Origin of the sequence: Limosilactobacillus pontis DSM 8475 (genome assembly GCF_001435345.1) — a bacterium.
Lineage (GTDB): Bacteria > Bacillota > Bacilli > Lactobacillales > Lactobacillaceae > Limosilactobacillus > Limosilactobacillus pontis.
This window is the reverse complement of the sequence record NZ_AZGO01000065.1, coordinates 137807-156436: the sequence shown is the minus strand read 5'-3', so window position 1 is coordinate 156436 and position 18630 is coordinate 137807. Positions and strand designations below refer to the sequence as shown.

General features: G+C 56.2%; 16 protein-coding genes and 2 pseudogenes. 2 read left to right on the top strand and 16 right to left on the bottom strand.

Annotated elements, in window-relative coordinates; genetic code table 11:
* Positions 1-15 precede the first annotated feature (15 nt).
* From FD34_RS07675 to rpsU, 15 genes and pseudogenes are all read right to left on the bottom strand, one after another.
* Positions 16-858, bottom strand: coding sequence for a Nif3-like dinuclear metal center hexameric protein (locus tag FD34_RS07675; RefSeq protein WP_057808242.1), 843 nt, complete (start codon positions 856-858; stop codon positions 16-18).
* Positions 845-1552, bottom strand: coding sequence for a tRNA (adenine(22)-N(1))-methyltransferase (locus FD34_RS07670; RefSeq protein ID WP_057808241.1), 708 nt, complete (start codon positions 1550-1552; stop codon positions 845-847). Before FD34_RS07670 ends, FD34_RS07675 begins: the two co-directional genes overlap by 14 nt.
* An 88-nt stretch (positions 1553-1640) precedes the next feature.
* Complete coding sequence (locus FD34_RS07665; protein WP_057808240.1) at positions 1641-2825, bottom strand: aminotransferase class I/II-fold pyridoxal phosphate-dependent enzyme; 1185 nt, start codon at positions 2823-2825, stop codon at positions 1641-1643.
* A gap of 184 nt (positions 2826-3009) precedes the next feature.
* Positions 3010-4152, bottom strand: coding sequence for an RNA polymerase sigma factor RpoD (gene rpoD, locus FD34_RS07660; RefSeq protein ID WP_057808239.1), 1143 nt, complete (start codon positions 4150-4152; stop codon positions 3010-3012).
* Between the two features lies 1 nt (position 4153).
* Complete coding sequence (dnaG, locus tag FD34_RS07655; protein WP_057808343.1) at positions 4154-6025, bottom strand: DNA primase; 1872 nt, start codon at positions 6023-6025, stop codon at positions 4154-4156.
* A gap of 145 nt (positions 6026-6170) precedes the next feature.
* Complete coding sequence (gene glyS / locus FD34_RS07650; RefSeq protein ID WP_057808238.1) at positions 6171-8249, bottom strand: glycine--tRNA ligase subunit beta; 2079 nt, start codon at positions 8247-8249, stop codon at positions 6171-6173.
* Positions 8250-8251: 2 nt separating this feature from the next.
* Complete coding sequence (glyQ, locus tag FD34_RS07645) at positions 8252-9250, bottom strand: glycine--tRNA ligase subunit alpha (protein WP_057808342.1); 999 nt, start codon at positions 9248-9250, stop codon at positions 8252-8254.
* Positions 9251-9538: 288 nt separating this feature from the next.
* On the bottom strand, positions 9539-10324 hold the full coding sequence (recO, locus tag FD34_RS07640) for a DNA repair protein RecO (RefSeq protein ID WP_057808237.1): 786 nt from the start codon (positions 10322-10324) through the stop codon (positions 9539-9541).
* A gap of 18 nt (positions 10325-10342) precedes the next feature.
* Complete coding sequence (gene era / locus FD34_RS07635; RefSeq protein WP_057808236.1) at positions 10343-11248, bottom strand: GTPase Era; 906 nt, start codon at positions 11246-11248, stop codon at positions 10343-10345.
* 26 nt (positions 11249-11274) lie between these two features.
* Positions 11275-11679, bottom strand: a complete 405-nt coding sequence (locus FD34_RS07630; RefSeq protein ID WP_057808235.1) for a diacylglycerol kinase family protein — start codon at positions 11677-11679, stop codon at positions 11275-11277.
* Positions 11663-12142, bottom strand: coding sequence for an rRNA maturation RNase YbeY (gene ybeY / locus FD34_RS07625; RefSeq protein ID WP_057808234.1), 480 nt, complete (start codon positions 12140-12142; stop codon positions 11663-11665). Before ybeY ends, FD34_RS07630 begins: the two co-directional genes overlap by 17 nt.
* Entirely contained in the window at positions 12111-13136 is a 1026-nt protein-coding gene (locus FD34_RS07620; protein ID WP_057808233.1) for a PhoH family protein, read from the bottom strand. The genes ybeY and FD34_RS07620 overlap by 32 nt, the downstream gene beginning before the upstream one ends.
* An 86-nt stretch (positions 13137-13222) precedes the next feature.
* Positions 13223-14005, bottom strand: a pseudogene (gene argH, locus FD34_RS07615) (argininosuccinate lyase); the annotation flags it as partial.
* Positions 14006-14129: 124 nt separating this feature from the next.
* On the bottom strand, positions 14130-14579 hold the full coding sequence (locus FD34_RS07610) for a GatB/YqeY domain-containing protein (RefSeq protein ID WP_057808232.1): 450 nt from the start codon (positions 14577-14579) through the stop codon (positions 14130-14132).
* A gap of 56 nt (positions 14580-14635) precedes the next feature.
* Positions 14636-14827 carry a 30S ribosomal protein S21 gene (gene rpsU, locus FD34_RS08505; protein WP_083479933.1) on the bottom strand — a complete coding sequence of 64 codons (192 nt, stop codon included), beginning with the start codon at positions 14825-14827 and terminating at the stop codon, positions 14636-14638.
* Positions 14828-15196: 369 nt separating this feature from the next.
* Here rpsU and FD34_RS07605 point away from each other — a divergent pair, with 369 nt between their 5' ends.
* Together FD34_RS07605 and FD34_RS07600 are read left to right on the top strand one after the other, a co-directional pair.
* Positions 15197-16717, top strand: a complete 1521-nt coding sequence (locus tag FD34_RS07605; RefSeq protein ID WP_057808231.1) for an ABC transporter substrate-binding protein/permease — start codon at positions 15197-15199, stop codon at positions 16715-16717.
* Positions 16707-17447, top strand: a complete 741-nt coding sequence (locus tag FD34_RS07600) for an amino acid ABC transporter ATP-binding protein (protein ID WP_057808230.1) — start codon at positions 16707-16709, stop codon at positions 17445-17447. The genes FD34_RS07605 and FD34_RS07600 overlap by 11 nt, the downstream gene beginning before the upstream one ends.
* Before the next feature lie 58 nt (positions 17448-17505).
* On the opposite strand, the pseudogene FD34_RS07595 reads toward FD34_RS07600, so the two are convergent.
* A pseudogene (locus FD34_RS07595) lies at positions 17506-18628 on the bottom strand (glycerate kinase family protein).
* Positions 18629-18630: the final 2 nt, after the last annotated feature.

Below are 18630 nucleotides of genomic sequence, written 5' to 3'. Positions count from 1 at the left end.
TATTGAACATCTCCTTTAATTCTCATCCTGCTGCACCATGAAGGTGAAGGGGTCCGTGTTGATCCGGTTCTCAATCACCGCAAAGTCCCAGCCGTATTCTTTCTGCCAGCCGCGGATCAAAGCCGCCAGGCCGTGCTCGGCTACCGCCTCAATATGGTGGCCGGGGTCGACGACGGTCAGGTGGTTGGCGATCATGTCGTGGGCGAAGTGGTAGCTAACGTCACCGGTGACGTAGGCGTCAGCGCCTCGTTTGACCGCCTGCTGGTAGAAGTCCTGGCCGGCCCCACCCAGGACGGCCACCCGGTGGATCAGCCGGTCAGCGTCGGCCGGGTTGACAACCAGACGGAGGCCGGCCACGTTGAAGGTCCGCATGCAGTAACGGGCAAAGGCGGCGGCGTTCATTGAGCCGGCAAAGTCACCAATCCGCCCCATTCCCACCGGTTGACCGGTAACTGGATCGCTGCCAGCCGGCACCAAGGGCTGGCAGTTGCTGAGGTGCAGCTGGGTGGCAAGCCAGTCGTTCATCCCGCCGTTAGCCGTATCCAGGTTGGTATGGGCGGCGTAGACCGTGATCTGGTGGGCCAGCAGCCGGGCGTACATGGCATTCTGTGGGTTGCGGGTATCGAGGTCTTTGGCCGGGTGAAACATCACCGGGTGGTGGGCAAAGATAAAGTCCACCCCATTGTCAATGGCCTCCTGGACGGTCTCTGGACGGACGTCAAGGGTCGTCATCAGCTTTCTGATCGGCCGGTCGGGGTTGCCTAACTGCAGGCCAACGTGGTCCCAGTGCTCGGCCAGCTGGGGGCTGGCGAACAGCTCAAAGCGTTGAATCAGGGTATTACCATCAATTTCTGTCATCGTCTAACGCCTCCGCTACCAATGCTAACTTCTGCTTCATCTCAGTGATCCGCGCCACCGGTACCTGCTGGGCCCGCTCGATCTGGGCGATGACCCCCCGCTCCCGTTTGGCAAAGTCTTGCCACTTGGCAACGAAGACCGGGCCCTTCTTCTCCAGCAGGTGGGGACCAAACATCAGCTCATAATCGCTGTAGCGAAACGGCACCAGCGACGGTTCGGCGATAATGATCTCATAGATGTGGTCATCCTCGCCGACAATCTGCTCGGCCACGATCTGGTAGCGGTTAGCCATCAGCCACCGTCGCAGGCGAGCCTCACCGACATTGGGCTGGAGAACCAGTCGTGAAACTCCCGCCAGGCGTGCTTTCCCGCGTTCCAGGATCTCGGTGATCAGGGTCCCGCCCATCCCGGCAATCACGACCGTATCGATCCGGTCGGCGGCTGTGATTGCATCCAGGCCATCCGCTAGCCGAGGCTGGATCACATCAGTCAGGCCGTGTCCCTTGATCTCATTGACCGCGTTTTCATAGGGGCCCCTGACGACCTCACCGGCCACCGCATAGCTGATCTTCTTCGTCAGTGCCAGAGCCGCCGGCAGGTAGGCATGATCAGAGCCGATGTCGGCCATCCGCGCCCCGGCCGGCACATAACTGGCGACGGTCGCCAGACGTTTTGATAAGTGTTTCTCGTTCACGTTAACATCCTTCTTTATTGTCATTTTAACACTAGTATAACAAAAAGTGCCCGCAGGCATGAGACCAGCAGGTACTTTTCAGACAATTTTAATTCAGTTTCTTGACAAATTCACCGATCCGGCGCAGGGCCTCCGTGAGGTCCTCATCGGATGAGGCGTAAGAGAGACGGACGTAACCTTCACCACCGGCCCCAAAGGCACTCCCCGGGGTGACGCCGACCCGGGCCTCCGTGGCCAGACGCTTAGCGAAGGTGACATCGTCCTTGCCGAACTGATCCGGGATCTTAGCAAAGATGTAGAAGGCCCCCTGCGGCGTCGACATCTCAAAGCCAAGATTGCGGAGACCCTCAGCAACCAGGTCCCGGCGGTGTTCGTAGGTCTCACGAAAGTCAACTGGATCCTGACGACCGTTGTTTAAAGCCTCAACGGCAGCGGCCTGAACGTTATCGGTGACCGTTGTGACCAGGTAGGCGTGCATCTTACGGATGCTGGCCATGATCTGAGCGGGACCAGCAACATATCCCAGCCGGTAACCGGTCATGGCATGGGACTTGGACAGGCCGGAGATGAACAGGGTCCGTTCAGGGATCATTGTGGCAATCGAATAGTGCTTGACCCCGTAGACCAGGTCGCTGTAGATCTCATCGGCAATCGCGTACAGGTGGTGCTTGGCGATGACCTTGGCCAGGCCCGCCAGAATATCTTGCGGGTATTCGCGGCCGGTCGGGTTGGATGGGTAGTTGAGCATGACCGCCTTGACCCCCTTGCCCTCGCGCTGGATAACCTCTTCCAAGCGTTCTGGCGTCAGGACGAAGCCATCTGCGGAGGTATCAACCTGAACTGCAGTGGCCCCGGTCATGGCAACCAGTGGGAAGTACAGGGAGAAGACTGGGGTGGGAATGATCACCTTATCACCGGTGTTCAGCAGGGAAAAGAGGGCCGCCACGACAGCCTCGGTTGCCCCAACGGTAACCACGACTTCCTGACTTGGGTCATAGTCGACACCCCGGGTATCCTTGATGTACTTGCTGATCGCCGCCAGCAGTTCTGGCTTTCCCGCCTGGGGAGCGTAGTGGGAATCGTTTTCCTGGATGCTCTTGATGGCCGCCTGCTTGACGTGTTCCGGCGTATTCATGTCCGGTTCGCCCAGGGTCAGCTTGATGATTCCTGGCACCTTGGAAACTTCCTGGTCAAAGGCCCGGATCCCAGATGGCTTCTGGGCATCGAGCCGGTGGTTAATCGTCCCTAACAAATCGTGTGCTAATTCAGGCATAGCGTCATTTCCTCTCTAATCGTTAAATTATATTAAGTTTATTGTCAAAACACGGCGCGGTCAAGCTTATTTTAATTTCTTTTTAACTTTATTTTAATGTTCAAGATCCATAATTGGAAAAACGGATTGCCACCAAATTGGTCACAATCCGTCATTTTTCCGTATTTAATTAATAAGAACCCGTTTACTCCAGGAAATCCTTCAACTGCTTGGAGCGGGATGGGTGGCGCAGCTTCCGCAGGGCCTTGGCCTCAATCTGCCGGATCCGTTCCCGGGTTACGCCGAAGACCTTGCCGACCTCTTCCAGGGTCCGGGTCCGGCCGTCATCCAGGCCAAACCGCAGGCGCAAGACGTTCTCTTCCCGGTCGGTCAACGTATCCAGGACGTTCTCCAGTTGCTTCTTCATCATCTCGTAAGCCGCGTGGTCAGCCGGGCTGGTGGCATCCTGGTCCTCGATGAAATCACCCAGGTGGGAGTCATCCTCCTCACCGATTGGGGTTTCCAGGGAGACCGGCTCCTGGGCAATCTTCAGGATGTTACGGACCTTCTCCGTTGGCATGTCCATCTCGGCCCCGATCTCTTCAGGCAATGGTTCTCGCCCGAGGTCCTGGAGCAGCTGCCGCTGGATCCGGATCAGCTTGTTGATCGTTTCCACCATATGGACTGGAATCCGAATCGTCCGGGCTTGGTCAGCAATCGCCCGGGTGATGGCCTGCCGGATCCACCAGGTAGCGTAGGTGGAAAACTTGAAACCCCGCCGGTAGTCGAACTTCTCGACCGCCTTCATCAGGCCCATGTTTCCCTCCTGGATCAGGTCCAAGAACTGCATCCCCCGGCCGACGTAGCGCTTGGCAATCGAAACCACCAGCCGCAGGTTCGCCTCGGCCAGCTCCTGCTTGGCCTCATCATCACCCTGCTCGATCCGCAGGGCCAATTGAACCTCCTCGTCGGCCGTCAGTAGTTTGACCCGACCGATCTCCTTTAGGTACATCCGAACCGGGTCGTTGATCTTCACGCCGGTTGGTGCTGAAGTATCCTTCATCGCACTCTGGGACAGCTTCTCCGTCGCCTTCAATGCCCGCGGGTCAGGGTCCCCGTTATTGTCAACAACACTAATCCCAGCGTCCTCGACGTTTTGCAAGAGGTTGTCGATCCCGTTAGCGTTCAGTTCAAAGAGCTTGGCAATCTGTTCGGTCAGCTCGTCGTACTTGACTTCCTTTTGCTTCTTGTAATGGCGAATCAGTTTACCAACGGCAGTGTCGTATTCATGCTGATCAAAGCTGTCACTATTTGAGATAACAAGGTCTTTCTTCTTACTCTTTGCCATACTATTTAGTCTCCTCCGCTTTATACTGTTGTTGCTTCTTTAGTAGTTTAATCAGGTTAACCGTCAGCTGGGTGGCCAGCTCGGTATTATTCAGGGTACTGGCCTCCTTGAGCTGGGCGCGGACCTGCTCGATCTGATCCTGCAGGGGAGTCTGCTGGGTCAGGGTGCGTAGGCAGTCGTCGATCACCTGCATGTCCACATCCGGGTTTACCGTCAGCTGTTCGACCTGACTGAGCGTCGTCCGCAAGTCAGGGTAAGCCGCCAGATAATCAAGGAAGCGGGCCGTTGTGTAATCACCGTACTCCGAGAAATAACTGCTGGCAACCATGTACAGGGATTCGTATTTCTCGTGGATGAAGTGAAAGTGATCCTGGGCCCGGACATGGCTCCAGACGTTGGGGTCATGGAGCATGTACCGGAGCAGGATCTGCTCGGCCAGCTCGGTGCGGTCGATCTTAACCGTGGTCGGTTGGGCCGGTGGTGCATACGCAATTGCCGCCTGCTCCTGATAGGACTGCGCTGGCTGGGTTGGCTGCAGGTGTAATTCACCTTGGAACTGACGCAGTTGCCCCTGCAGGGCGGCCTTGTCCAGCTTAAACTCGTCGGCCAGCTTGCTCAGGTACATGTCCTGGGCCAGGGGGGTATCCAGGCGGGCAATTTCCTTGAGGACCGCATCCAGGTAGGCCATCAGTTCCTGCTGGTTATTCAGGTTGCGGCCGTTGCGCAGAAAACGAAGGTAGAAATCGGTCGTTGTCTCCTCCTGGTCATGCACGTATTCACGGAACTTAGCGGCCCCGTTCTGCTGAACGTACTCGTCTGGGTCGACCCCCGCCGGCAACTGAACGACCTGCACGTTCAGGCGGCCGTTCTGGTGGTCCTGGACCAGGCTGATTGCCCGGTCGATTGCGTTTTGCCCGGCCGAATCACCGTCATAGCAGATATCGAGCTGCTTGGTCGTCCGGTTGATGATCTGGACCTGCTCCGACGTGAAGGAGGTCCCCATCGAGGCAATCCCGTTCTCGACACCGGCACCAAAGGCCGAGATCACATCCATGAACCCCTCAAACAGGTAGAGACGCCCATCATCCCGGGCGGCCTTCTTTGCCAAGTCCAGGTTGAAGAGGGTCCGCCGTTTGTTGAAGATCGGGGTCTCCGGACTGTTAAGGTACTTAGGCAGGTCTGTCTGGGCGGTGTTAAGCAGCCGCCCGGAGAAGGCGATCACCTTTCCCTGAGCGTTTCTGATCGGGAACATCACCCGCTCGACAAACCGGTCCTGCAGCTTGCCGTCGCGATCCTCGGTGAAGAGCCCGGACTTGCGCATCAGCTGGTAATCAAGTTTTTGCTGGGCACAGTACGGGGCCAAGATCCGCTGGACGGGAGCAAAACCGATCCCAAATTTTTCAATCAGGTCACGCGACATTCCACGTTTCTGCAGGTAGCGCCGGGCCGGCTCCCCAGCAGGGGTGTTGAGCAGGATGTGGTGGTACAGCTGGGCCGCCTTGTCATGGAGGTCCAGAAGCTGACCCTGTTCCCGGTCAACCGGGCTGGTCTGCTGGGGAGTGGAATCAGCCGTGTAGCTGCTCGGCAGCGTGGTGCCCCCCAGCTTGGCAACCTCCTGAACGGCCTCAACAAAGCTGATGTGCTTGTAGTCCATTAGGAACTGAAAGACGTTCCCGCTCCGCCCACAACCAAAGCAGTGGTAGAACTGCTTCTCGGCATTGACGGAAAAGGACGGGGTCTGCTCCTCATGGAAGGGACACAGGCCGGTGAAGTTCTTACCGGCCCGCTTGAGCTGGACGTATTGTCCAATGACGTCGCTAATATCAACTGAATTACGAACTTGATCGATTATCTCACGTGGTATTCTGGCCATTGAATCACCCCACTTGATTAGGTTCGCGAACAGTAACGAAAGGCCGCAACCCAACGGAATGCGACCCTCCAATCAATCATTTAACCATAATTCACTTAGTATATAAGATACCACAAATTGCGAGAATTTCAAATAAAAGCCCTCATTACTTGACGATCAGGTCGTTGAGGTTCCCCACCACGGCCGCCAGCCGGGCCAGGATGGTCAGCTGGGCGAGCCGGTTCTGGCGAACGGCCGCATCCTTGTCCATGATCATGTTCTCATCGAAGTAGGTGCTGATCACGGGTGCCAGGCCACGCAGGGCGGTGAAGTTTTCGGCCACGGTCCGGTCAGCAAACTGCTCCTTAACCGCGTTGACGGCGTCGTAGAGCTGCTGTTCAGATGGGTTGACAAAGAGGTCCGGGTTGACGCCCGGCATTGCATCACCGAACTTACCCTTCTTGGCAATCCGCAGAACCCGGGTCAGGGCCTCAACCGCCTCCTTGAAGTTGTCATCGTCCTTGTGACTGTCAATGGCCTGGGCCGCCTCAATCACGTTGGCGATGTCGACTCCCTGGGTATCAGTAACCGCGTCGACAATGTCGTGACGCAGCTTCTCACCGGCAAAGAGCTGCTTGAGCCGGTCGAGGAAGAAGGCCCGCACCTGGTCCTGGTTGGCGGTCAAGTCAAAGTCAATCTGCAGACCGGCCTGTCCAAAGGCGCCGATGACCGCATCCTGCATCCCCATCAGCGGCAGGTGCCAGTTGCGATCATTGATGATCCGGACAATCCCAAAGGCCTGACGACGCAAGGCATACGGGTCGTTGGAGCCGGACGGAATCATACCGACGGCAAAGAAACTCATGATGCTGTCAAGCTTGTCGGCGACGGCCAGGATGGCGCCAATCTTGGTCTGCGGGAGTTCACCCTCGGCAGAGATTGGCATGTAGTGCTCGCGGATGGCGGTGGCGACATCGTCCTTCTCGCCGAAGATCTTGGCGTAGATCTCACCCATGATCCCCTGCAGTTCAGCAAACTCGCCGACCATCTGGGTGGTCAGGTCGAACTTGTAGATGTGGGCGGCCCGGTCGAGATCGGCCAGTTCGTCATCGCTGAGGCCAAGGCGTTCCCCGAGCAGGCGGGCGATGACGGCCACCCGCTGCATCTTATCATACATCGAGCTGATCTTGTCGTGGAAGCTGACCCGCTTGAGCCGGCCGACGTACTGATCGATGGTGATCTTCTGGTCTTCCTCATAGAAGAACTTGGCATCTTCCAGCCGCGGAACCAGCACCCGCTCGTTCCCCTTGATCACGTTATCCAGGTACTCATCGTTCCCGTTACGGACAGCGATGAAGTGCGGCAGAAGCTTGCCGTCATGGTCACGAAGGTAGAAGAAGCGTTGGTTATCCTTCATTGAGGTGATCAAGACCTCGTCGGGAAGGACCAAGTACTTGGGGTCAAAGGAGCCCGCAAAGGCGGTCGGCCATTCAACCAGGTTGTTGACCTCTTCCAGGAGGTCGGCATCCTTGTCGATAACCCAGTCGTGTTCCTTGACGATGGCGTCAATCTGGTCAGTGATCACTTGCTTACGCTTTGCCTGGTCGGCAATCACAAACTGGTCATGGAGGGCATCCTCGTAGTCGGTGGCCTGCTTGAGCTCAACATCATGACCCAGGAAACGGTGGCCCTTGGTCGTCCGCCCCGCCTCAACGTCGAGGATCTTAAACGGTACGACCTGGTCATTGAGCAGGGAGACCAGCCAACGGATTGGCCGGATGAACTGAAGGTTGTTATAACCCCACTTCATCAGGGTTGGGAAGTTCATCGCCGTGATGACGTCCGGCAGGCCCTGAAGAACCTCAGCGACTGGCTTTCCAGCGATATGCTTCTCGACGAAGACGTATTCGACGCCCTTGACGTCCTTAAACTCGATATCGTCGACCGTGGCGCCCTGTCCCCGGGTGAAGCCGATCGCCGCCTTGGTCCAGTTACCGTCGGCGTCCTGGGCAATCTTCTTGGCCGGGCCCTTGACGGACTCGTCAATGTCAGGCTGCTTGTCGGCCAGGCCGGAGATCAGGAGGGCCATCCGCCGTGGGGTGGCGTATTCCTTGATATTGTCAAATGAGATTCGCTCTTTCTTTAGGTAGTCGGCCACCCGCTGATGGAGCTGCTTGATGCTTGGCGTGACCACGTGAGCAGGCATTTCCTCGACGCCGACCTCTAATAAGTATGAATTAGCCATGTTTACTTGTCCCCCTTCTGTGCTTGCTTTGCCTTTTTAGCAGCCTTCTTTGCTGCCCGCTGCTTCTCTTGCTCGGCCTTCTTGGTGTATTCATCAAGGGTCTTTTGACGCAGCTTGTCGTCATGGATCAGTGGGAAGCCCCGCTTGCGCCGTTCCTCGACGAAGGCCTTGGCAATCGACTTGGCCATGATCCGAATCCGGTGCAGGTAGCCGGCCCGCTCGGTCACGGAGACAGCACCCCGGGCATCGAGCAGGTTGAAGGTGTGGCTGCACTTCAGAACGTAGTCATAGGCCGGGTGAACTAGGCCGAGCTTGATCAGGCGCTTGGCCTCGGCCTCATAGTCGTTGAAGGCCTGCAGGAGCATCTCCTGGTTGCTCTCCTCAAAGGCGTACTTGGAGTGCTCGTATTCCGGTTCCTTGAAGATATCACCGTAGAGGACCCCGTCGGCCCATTCAAGGTCGTAAACGGAATCAACGTTCTGGATGTATTCAGCCAGTCGCTCCAGCCCGTAGGTAACCTCGGAGGCCACCGGGTTCATCGGCAGCTCACCGACAACCTGGAAGTAAGTGAACTGGGTGACCTCCATCCCGTCGAGCCAGATCTCCCAACCAACACCGGCACAACCCATCGATGGGTTCTCCCAGTTATCTTCAACGAAGCGGATGTCATGCTCCAGGGGCTCGATGCCGAGCTCACGCAAACTCCCCAGGTAGAGGTCCTGGATGTTGTCCGGTGATGGCTTCATGATCACCTGGAACTGGTGGTGCTGGTAGAGCCGGTTGGGGTTCTCCCCGTAACGACCATCCGCTGGCCGCCGGGATGGTTCAACATAGGCTGCGTTCCACGGTTCCGGCCCAATGGCGCGCAGGAAGGTGTAGGGGCTCATCGTCCCGGCCCCCTTTTCGGTATCGTAGGCCTGCATCAACATGCAGCCCTGCTTGGCCCAGTACTGTTCAAGTGTAAAGATGATGTCTTGGACACTTAGCTTCTTCGTTGTCATCGTCATTCTTCCCTTCTCTAAGTAAAAAGCCCCTGCAGCTACTACCTGATAGTAACTGCAGGGACGAGATTGATTCGCGGTTCCACCCTGCTTTTTTGCAATTCCTGCAAAACAGCTTAGTTTATCCAGCTGGTGGAGGGCCCGTGATGGCCGACCATGCTAGGGCTTTCACTCTCCCCCATTCGCTGTCATGGTACTGGCCATCATCATTCTCCGTCGTGGCTGCACGTATTCAATTGAGGTGTTTCTTAAATACGTACCTAATAATAGATAATGTCCTTTTGAAAGTCAATCATTTGTCGACAAATTCCCCATCTTTTGTTCCCAACGGTGCATCTCGTCGATAAAATGCTTGCTCTTCAGCTTCAGGCCCACCTGGTCGTTGTAGATGGTGTCGAGGACTGCCTGGATACGGCGCTTGGTCACCGGGTTGATACTAATCTTGCGCACTTGCTGGAGGTTGGCGTGGGCCATGCGCTGGAGAAAGTAGACGGTTCGCCGGTCGAGGTGTAGTCGGCGCGGGTCCAGGTACCAGTGCCGACTACACAGCATCCCCCCGGACTCCTCGGAAAAGTCAAGGGGGCCCTGATCCTGGCCGCAGACCACGCACCGGTCCCAGTTAGGGGCCACCCCGAACATCGTCAGCAGCTGGATCTCAATCACGTTGGCGATTACCTGCTCGTCGACTCCCTGGTCGATTCGCTCTAGGGCCGCCGCCACCTGGTTAAAACACCCGCCGATGCTCCGGCCATCAGGAAAGGCGTGGTCAACCAAAGAGAGAATATAGGTGGCATAGGCATTCTTGCTGATGTCAGCAATGATATTACGGTACTGGTGGGTCTCGCTGGCGACGTTGATGAAGCTCAACCCGTCATCGGCCAGCGAGCCAATGTAGCTGCCGTGGGTGAAGGGCAGGATGTCAGCGGCCAGGCGAAAGCCCCGCTTCTTGGCCCCCTTGACAAAAAACATCGCCGGGCCGATCTTATCAGTCAGCATCTTCACTAGGAGGTCGCGCTCCCGGTAGTCCTGCCGGTAGATGATGATCCCGTTGAAGTCGGTCACTTCTCTAGCCACGACCCAGTCCTCCTCGTCTTAGTAATCCTTGTTTCGGTAGCCGTAGTCTTTCAGCATGGCAGACTTGTCACGCCAGCCGGGAACCACCTTGACCCATAGTTGGAGAAAGACCCGGTCGCCGAGCAGGCGCTCAATGTCTTGGCGGGCCATCGTCCCGATCTTCTTGAGCATCTGCCCCTTCTTACCGATGATTATTCCCTTCTGGCCAGGCCGCTCCACGATGATGTTGGCCGAGATGTGGATGTGCTCCTCGTCCTCACGCTTGATCGAGGTGACGTCGACCGCGACCGAATGCGGGACCTCCTCCCTGGTCAGCATGAAGATCTTTTCCCGGATCATCTCGGCAACCACGAATCGTTCGGGGTGGTCACTGATTTGGTCGGCCGGGTAGTATTGGGGCCCGTGGGGCAGACCGGCAATGATCTTGTTCAGGAGGTCGTTAACGTTGTTCCCCTGTAAAGCCGAGATCGGCACGACCGCCGCAAACGGCAGGGCGTCCTGGTACTGGGCCACGATGTCCGGCAGGTCGTTGGGGCTGACCTGGTCGATCTTGTTGACTACCAGGTAGATCGGTTGCTTGACCTGCTTGAGGCGGTCGATGATGAAGTCATCCCCGGCCCCCCGTTTCTCCGTGGCGCTGACCACGAAGAGGACGGCGTCAACCTCGTCGAGTGCCGACATCGTTGACCGTTCCATGAAGTCGCCCAGCTTGGTGGCCGGCTTGTGGACCCCCGGCGTATCGATGAAGATGATCTGGGCTTCGGGACTGGTGTAGATCCCCTGAATCTTGTTTCGGGTAGTCTGAGCCACGTTACTCATGATGGCCACCTTCTGACCCACGATGTAGTTCAACAGCGTCGACTTACCGACGTTGGGCCGGCCAATCAGGGCGACAAAGCCGGACTTGTATTCTGGATTATCCATATTCTTTCTTACTTCCTATCTAATGACTAATGCGTAAAAGTGACTAATGCGTAAAAGCGTGGTACGAAGATGATCAGACCCACAGCCACCGCAAAGAGGGCCGCCAAAAGGACCCCGCCAGCCGCCACGTCCTTAGCCTTCTTGACGTTGATGTCGTAATGGTGGTTGGAAAGGAGGTCAGTGACCGCCTCCGTGACCGTGTTTAAGAATTCAGCCGCAAAGACCAAGAAGACCACCAGCAGGATCCAAAGCCAGTCTTCGGTACTAATCTTCAGGTACCAGCCGATGACGACCGCCAGCATGGCTGCCAAGACGTGGAAACGCATGTTGCGCTCCTCCCTGAGCATTGCCACAATCCCGTCGAAGGCATGGCCCATCGCCTGAAAGAGGTGGTGGTTCTTGGTCACCTGGTGCTTATCGTTTGAGCCCATATTCATCGAGAATCTCCCGTTGCAGCGCAAACATCTTCTTTTCATCCGCTGGCTGCTCATGGTCGTAGCCGTTCAGGTGGAGGAAACCATGGACCAGCAAAAAGCCCAGCTCCCGTTCCGGCGAATGACCGAGGAATTTGGCCTGCTCAGCCACCTTATCCACCGAGATGAAGAGGTCCCCCAGGTTGGTCGGTAGTTCGGCCGCCAATTCGGGATCCATGATGATTGGTGACTCTGCGCCGCTCTCCTCTGCCGCAAAGCTGAGGACGTCGGTGGCCCGGTCAACCCCCCGGTACTGGGCATTGATCTTCTTGATTGCCGGGTTATTCATCAACGTCACCGACATCTCAGTCGCGTCGGCCAACTTGAGCTTCTGGGCAGCAAACTGCAGGACCCGCTCAACCAGGTCATGTTGGTCCTGGCTGATGCCGCTACTTGTCTGATCGTAAATTGTCAGGTCCATCCGTCTGTTCCTCCTTTGCTTTCTTCTTCGTTACCGCTTCCTCGTAGGCGGTGATGATCCGGGCAACGACCGGGTGCCGGACCACGTCCTCGGCACTGAAGGTCACGAATTTGATCGACCGGACACCTTGGAGGATCCGCTGGGCACTGACCAGGCCGCTGCGAACCCCATGCTTCAGGTCGATCTGGGAGACATCCCCGTTGACCACCATCTTGGAGCCAAAGCCAAACCGGGTCAAAAACATCTTCATCTGGGCATTGGTCGTGTTCTGGGCCTCGTCGAGAATAATGAAGGCCCCATCCAGGGTCCGCCCCCGCATGTATGCCAAAGGAGCGATCTCAATTACGCCCCGCTCCATCAGCCGTTGGGTGTGGTCGGGACCAAAGATATCATTTAGGGCGTCATAGATTGGCCGCAGGTAGGGGTCGACTTTCTCCTGGAGGTCACCGGGCAAAAAGCCAAGGCTCTCTCCGGCCTCAACGGCGGGTCGGGTGATGATGATTCGCTCAACCTCCCCCCGTTTCAGGGCCGCCACCGCCATGGCCACGGCCAGGTAGGTCTTCCCCGTACCAGCGGGGCCGATCCCAAAGGTGATGTCATTATGCTTCATGGCGTTGACGTACTGGCGCTGACCGAAGTTCTTCACCCGGATGGCCCGACCACGGCGATCCTTGATGATGGTCTCGCTGTAGAGGTCTGCGAAGTACTCTAGGGTCCCCCGGTGCGCCATCTTCATTGCGCTGACGATGTCGGTGCTATGGATCCGGATCCCCTGGTTCAGGAGGTTGATCAGGGCGTGGAAGACATCCACCGCCATCTTGACGTCCTCCGTACGTCCCTTCACCTTCAGATTGTCGCCAAAGGGGTTGATGGTAACGTCCATCCCCTGCTCGATCAGGCTGACAAACTTATCCTGGGGACCGAGGATGCCGACCTCAATCTCGGGACTTTCGATCTGAAATGTCTGTTCAATCTCGTCGTTTTTTTCTACCAATTAAGTAAGCTCCTTCTAGTAGTTAATCTTCAATTGATTATATCACAGCCCACAAAAAAAGCCGGACGACGTGCATCCAGCCTTCTTTACTCCTGCTGATTCTGATCAATCACTTCTCTGGCCGCCGCGATCTGCTGCTTGACCTGGTCAAAGCCCGTTCCACCCAGCGAGTGCCGCCGGGCCACCGCCGTATCGGGCTTGAGGATCTTATAAACGTCGGCAGTGATCCGTGGGTTGATCTCCTGGTACTGGGCTAGTGGAATGTCGGCCAGGTTGGTCCCGGTCTTTAGGCCCTTGAGTACCAGTTCACCGACAATCTCGTGCGCCTGCCGGAAGGGAATCCCTTTGGTGGCCAGGTAGTCGGCCAGCTCGGTGGCGTTGGAGAAGTCATGGTGGGTAGCCTCTTCCATCCGATTCCGGTTGATGCGGAGGGTCTTGATCATCCCGGTCATCACCTGCAGGCTCGGGATAATCGTCTTGACCGCATCAAAGACCCCCTCCTTATCCTCCTGCATGTCCTTGTTGTAGGCCAGTGGCAAACCCTTCATCACCGTCAGCAGGCCCGTTAAGTCGCCAAAGATTCGCCCAGTCTTGCCCCGAATCAACTCTGCCATGTCGGGATTCTTCTTCTGGGGCATGATCGAACTCCCCGTCGCATACTGGTCGGCCAGCTCAACGTAGCCAAACTCATAGCTGCACCAGTAGATCAGTTCCTCACACAGTCGGGAAAGGTGGACCATCAGGATGCTGGCGTTACTCAAAAATTCGAGGGCAAAGTCCCGGTCCGAGACGGCATCTAAGGAGTTGGCGTAGGGGTGGTCAAAACCCAGTAACTCAGTACTCAACTCCCGATCAATCGGGAAGGTGGTCCAGAGGATAAGTCAGCTCCCATTAATATAATATTAATTTATTTGTTAAATCTAGGCTAATATGTGGCCAATAAAAAGAACCGACCCCTCCGTGGTGGAACCGGTTCGTTCGTTAAAAATGATATTAGAGATTACTCAGGGTCTCCTTGACGGTCTGGTTGACCAGCTTTCCATCGGCCTGCCCCTTAACCTTCGGCATCACAGCCCCCATGACCTTGCCGAAGTCCTTCATGCTAGCCGCACCGACCTGCTGGACCGTCTCGCTGACGATCTTCTTGACGTCGTCAGCGGAGAGTTGCTTTGGCATGTACTTTTCGACAACCTTCATCTCGGTGTTGGTCTTGTCGACCAGGTCCTGCCGACCAGCCTTCTTGAACTCCTCCAATGATTCCTTACGCTGCTTGTATTCCCGTGACATTACAGCCACCTCTTCGTCGGCACTCAGGTCATGGCCCGCCTCAATCTGGGCGTTTTGCACCGACGCCTTCAGCATCCGAACGACGGCCAGGGTATCCTTGTCCCGGTTCTTCATCGCGGTGATCATGTCAGTCTGTAATTGCTTTAGTAAACTCATTGTCTTCTCCTCCGTTCAAAAAAAGCCCCCACCGCAAAAGGTAGGAGCAAACATTTTTAGTAACGACGACCACGCTTGTTCTTGCGCTTCCGTGCCGCTTCAGATTTCAACTTCCGTCGTACACTAGGCTTTTCGTAGAATGCACGCTTGCGGTATTCTTGCAGAGTTCCGTTACGTGAAACTGAACGTTTAAAGCGTCGAAGAGCGTCGTCTAAAGATTCATTCTTACGAACGACTGTTTTTGACATGTTGATTCCCTCCCTCCGAGCTTAAAGTTACGTAACAAGGCTACGAAAATTCGCCTTTTCACTACAAAAAGTATTGTACCTAATCAAGGCTTTCATGTCAATAATTCTTTCAACAAATCTCAACTTATTTTACGGAAGATCTTTTTTCTTCCATCTATACCCAATTATCAGTTTTCACTTCTCGGTATAATTCCCTGAATAAATAAATCTTTGTCCCTGATCAATCAGCCGTGATTACCGGGTCACCGCTGATGGAACCCCTTTCACCATTTATGAATATTTATGCTATTTTAGCGTTAATCATTGCATAGGTATGTAAAGCGGTGTATATTGCTAGCAATCATCAAATTCAGATAAGGAGTCAACACTATGAAACATCTCAAGCAATTATTCATGCTATTCATCCTGTGCTGCTCACTGGTGATACCGAGCACGGCCCTTGCGGCCACCAATGCTAGTTCATCATCCAGTTCCAGCAGCGCCGTCAGCTCATCAAGCAGCAATCAGGCAGCCACGGATGATTCACTACAGAAGATTAAGCAAAAGGGCACCCTGGTGGTCGGCATGAGTGCCGACTACCCGCCCTACGAGTTCACCACTAAGAAAAACGGCAAGACCGAGTACGTCGGCTTTGAGGTCGATCTGGCCAAGCAGTTTGCCAAGGACCTGGGTGTCAAGCTGGTGATCAAGAATATGGACTTTGATTCCCTACTCGTCGCCCTTGAGACCGGAAAGATTGACACGATCATCTCCGGAATGAACGTCACCAACGAGCGTAAGAAGAGTGTTGACTTTTCCAATACCTACTACTCCGGAAATAGCTACTTCCTGATCAATAAGGCCGACCATGACCGGTTCAAGAAGGCTACCGACTTCAAAGGTAAGACCGTCGGCGCCCAGAACGGGACCCTGCAGTCGACAATGATCGACAAGAGTATGCCAGGCGTCAAGAACAAGGGGCTGGCCAAGCTGTCCAACCTGGTCATCGGCCTGCAATCCCACAAGGTCGACGCCGTCCTGATGGATGAGGCCACCGCTAAGGCATATGCGGCCAACAACTCCAACCTGGTCACCTTCAACTCGAAGCTACCGTCAACGGCCGGTGACATCGCCATGGCCTTCCCCAAGGGTGACAAGTCCCTGGAAGCCGCGGCCAACAAGACGATCAAGCAAGTCAACGACGAGGACCTGATCAACAAGCAATGGATCCCCCAGGCTTCCAAGTACATGAAGTCCTACAAGAAGCAGAACACGGTCCTCTCCTACTGGCGTTACTTCGCCAAGGGGGTTGAATACACCCTGATCATCACAATCGTCTCCGTCATCTGTGGGTTCATCCTCGGTACCCTCTTCGCCCTGATGCGGTTGTCCAAGAACAAGTTGCTCCACTCATTAGCGGTTTGCTACATTGAATTCCTCCGGGGGACCCCAATGATTGTTCAGATCATGTTCGTCTACTTTGGGATTGGGGCCGTCATCCAGTCGATGCCCGCCCTGGTTGCCGGGATCATTGCCGTCTCGCTCAACTCGGGGGCCTATGTTGCCGAAATCATCCGTTCCGGGATTCAGTCAATTCCGGTTGGGCAGACCGAGGCGGCACGGAGCCTGGGCATGAGCAAGCAGACGACCTTCCAAGAGGTCATCATGCCCCAGGCCCTGAAGAACATCTGGCCGGCCCTGGGGAACGAGTTGATCACCCTCTTGAAGGATAGTTCCCTGGTCTCCGTCATCGGGGTCAGCGAGCTGATGTATCAGACCCAGCTGGTCCAATCTGCCACCTACAAGGGTGTTCTCCCGCTCTTCATCACCATGCTGATCTACTTCGTACTGACCTTTACCCTCTCCCGGATCCTGTTACACTTTGAAAGGAAGATGAAACATGCCCACTAAGATGATTGAAGTCAAAAACCTGCAGAAAAAATTCAAGAATAATGTGGTCTTAAAGGAAATCACCGAGCACGTCGACCAGGGCCAGGTGATCTGCGTCATCGGACCATCTGGAGCCGGGAAGAGCACCTTTCTCCGTTGTCTCAACGCCCTGGAACAGCCGTCCAGCGGTCAGGTGCTCTTTGAGGGCCAGAACCTGGTGGGCCTGGATGATAAGCAACTCGACCAGATTCGCCAGAAGATGGGGATGGTCTTTCAGGGCTTCAACCTTTTCCCAAGCATGACCGTTCTCAAGAACATCATGATCGCCCCGATCAAGGTCAAGAAGACCAGCGCAGAAGATGCCAAGCAAACCGCCATGAAGCTCCTGGCCAAGGTGGGCCTAGCCAACAAGGCCAACCAGTATCCTGACCAGCTCTCCGGGGGGCAAAAGCAGCGGGTTGCCATTGCCCGGGCCCTGGCGATGGATCCGGCGGTAATGCTCTTCGATGAACCAACCTCAGCCCTGGACCCCGAGATGGTTGAAGAGGTCCTGAAGGTCATGCGGGACCTGGCCGACTCCGGGATGACGATGGTCGTCGTCACTCACGAGATGGGCTTTGCAAAGGAGGTGGCCGATCAGATCTGGTTCATGGCCGATGGCTACATCCAGGAGACTGGCCAGCCAGACGACTTCTTTGACCATCCGACCAGCCCCCGGGCACAGGAGTTCTTAAAGAAGATTTTGAAATAACCACGATGCGCAAAAAGGCTCACTGCCAATCACGTGACAGTGAGCCTTTTCCTGTGTACTATTTGAGCCGCTTAATCAAACGAGCAACATTTTCCGCCGTCAGGGCCACGTCGGCGGGAGCGTCGGCAATCGCCTGGTGGAGGTCCTTGGCGCCGCTGGGTGCGGCAAAGACGGCCGTGAAGTCGTCATCCAATGCATCGATACCCGACCCCAAGCTCCCGGCCAAGGCAATCACCGGAACGCCAGGAACTACCTGACGAGCAGCCCGGGACACGCCCAACGGGGTTTTGCCGAATTCGGTCTGAAAGTCAACCTGGCCTTCACCGGTAAAGACGTAATCCGCCCCGACGACCTGCCGGGCAAAGTCGGTGTACTGGAGGACCAGGTCGATCCCCCGCTTCACCTCGGCATGGGTGAAAGCCAGCAGGCCGAAGCCGAGCCCCCCTGCGGCCCCAGCACCTGGCTTTCGGGATGGGTCACGGCAACAGTCGTGCTTCACAACCGTGGCAAAGTGGGCCAGTCCCCGCTCTAAGATGGTCACCATCGCCGGGGTGGCGCCCTTCTGCGGTCCAAAGACCCGTGCAGCCCCCTCTGACCCGGTTAGGGGGTTGGTGACATCGGCAGCTAGGAGGATCTCCACCTGGTGCAATCTCGGATCCAGTTCACTCATGTCAACCCGCGTAAGGTGCGTGAGGGCCCCACCGCCATGGGGGAGTTCTTGTCCCGCCTCATCCCGGAGGTGGACCCCCAGGGCCTGGGCCATTCCGGCACCCCCATCAACCGTCGCACTGCCGCCCAGGCCGATGATAATCCGGTCCACACCGCGGGCAACGGCATCCTTAATCAGTTCGCCGGTCCCGTAAGTCGAGGCCAACAGCGGGTTACTAGTCTGCGCATCGACGAACTGAATCCCGCTTGCGGCGGCCATCTCAATCACCGCCGTGTTGCTGGTGCCAAGCAGGCCATAGCTTGCCGTGACGACCCGGTCAAGGGGATCATGGACCGGTACTTGAACCAGCTGTCCCCCGGTCGCATCAACTAGAGCCGCCACGGTCCCCTCACCACCATCGGCCATCGGTACTAGGGTATATTCGGCCCTTGGAAAGACCCGGCGAATTCCCGTGGCCATGGCAAGGGCGGTGCTTATCGGTCAGACTCCCCTTAAATGAGTCCGGGGCAATGA

Excerpts from the sequence above, each read along its gene's own strand:
- FD34_RS07675 (WP_057808242.1), bottom strand. The coding sequence starts at position 858 with ATGACAGAAATTGATGGTAATACCCTGATTCAACGCTTTGAGCTGTTC.
- FD34_RS07665 (WP_057808240.1), bottom strand. The coding sequence starts at position 2,825 with ATGCCTGAATTAGCACACGATTTGTTAGGGACGATTAACCACCGGCTC.
- rpoD (WP_057808239.1), bottom strand. The coding sequence starts at position 4,152 with ATGGCAAAGAGTAAGAAGAAAGACCTTGTTATCTCAAATAGTGACAGC.
- dnaG (WP_057808343.1), bottom strand. The coding sequence starts at position 6,025 with ATGGCCAGAATACCACGTGAGATAATCGATCAAGTTCGTAATTCAGTT.
- glyS (WP_057808238.1), bottom strand. The coding sequence starts at position 8,249 with ATGGCTAATTCATACTTATTAGAGGTCGGCGTCGAGGAAATGCCTGCT.
- glyQ (WP_057808342.1), bottom strand. The coding sequence starts at position 9,250 with ATGACAACGAAGAAGCTAAGTGTCCAAGACATCATCTTTACACTTGAA.
- era (WP_057808236.1), bottom strand. The coding sequence starts at position 11,248 with ATGGATAATCCAGAATACAAGTCCGGCTTTGTCGCCCTGATTGGCCGG.
- FD34_RS07630 (WP_057808235.1), bottom strand. The coding sequence starts at position 11,679 with ATGGGCTCAAACGATAAGCACCAGGTGACCAAGAACCACCACCTCTTT.
- ybeY (WP_057808234.1), bottom strand. The coding sequence starts at position 12,142 with ATGGACCTGACAATTTACGATCAGACAAGTAGCGGCATCAGCCAGGAC.
- FD34_RS07610 (WP_057808232.1), bottom strand. The coding sequence starts at position 14,579 with ATGAGTTTACTAAAGCAATTACAGACTGACATGATCACCGCGATGAAG.
- rpsU (WP_083479933.1), bottom strand. The coding sequence starts at position 14,827 with ATGTCAAAAACAGTCGTTCGTAAGAATGAATCTTTAGACGACGCTCTT.
- FD34_RS07605 (WP_057808231.1), top strand. The coding sequence starts at position 15,197 with ATGAAACATCTCAAGCAATTATTCATGCTATTCATCCTGTGCTGCTCA.
- FD34_RS07600 (WP_057808230.1), top strand. The coding sequence starts at position 16,707 with ATGCCCACTAAGATGATTGAAGTCAAAAACCTGCAGAAAAAATTCAAG.